Annotated in this window: 1 pseudogene; it reads right to left on the bottom strand. The window is 65.9% G+C overall.

From position 1 onward, the window contains the following. Positions 1–791 (bottom strand): annotated as a pseudogene (locus ACR0C6_RS21630) (glycine dehydrogenase (aminomethyl-transferring)); the annotation flags it as partial.

Raw genomic sequence — 791 nt, 5'->3', positions numbered from 1 at the left:
GGGAAGCAGGCTTGTTCGCGGGTGTAGGGGCGGTCCCAGTCGCCGACCAGATCGCGCACCGTGTGGGGGGCGTTTTTCAGCGGGTTGTTTTCCGCGTCGATCTTGCCATCGATGATGTCCTGTGCTTCCGCCCGGATCGACAGCATGGCGTCACAGAAACGGTCCAGTTCGGCCATGGGTTCCGATTCCGTGGGTTCCACCATCAGGGTGCCGGCCACCGGCCAGCTCATCGTCGGCGCGTGGAAGCCTGAATCGATCAGGCGCTTGGCCACGTCATCGACGGTGACATGCGCCTCGGCGTCCAGGGGCCGGGTGTCGAGGATGCACTCATGCGCCACACGCCCCGTTTCCGAGGTATAGAGGATCGGATAGGCATCCTTGAGCCGCGCCGCGATGTAGTTGGCGTTCAGGATCGCCACCTTGGTCGCCTGGGTCAGACCCGCGCCGCCCATCAGCAGCACATAGGCCCAGGACACGGGCAGGATCGAGGGCGAGCCGAAGGGCGCCGCCGAGACCGGACCCACGGCGGTGCCGTATTCCGGGTGCCCGGGCAGGTGCTCGGCCAGATGCGCCTTGACGCCGATCGGACCCATGCCGGGACCACCGCCGCCATGCGGGATGCAGAAGGTCTTGTGCAGGTTCAGGTGGCTGACATCGCCGCCGATATCGCCGGGGCGCGACAGGCCCACCATGGCGTTCATGTTGGCGCCGTCGATATAGACCTGACCGCCGTGATCATGGGTGATCTGGCAGACCTCCTGCACGGTGGTCTCGAACACGCCATGGGTCGA

The sequence above is a fragment of the Ruegeria sp. AL12 genome (assembly GCF_056540885.1).
The sequence above is the reverse complement of the archived record's forward strand: the minus strand, read 5'-3'. Positions and strand labels throughout refer to the sequence as shown.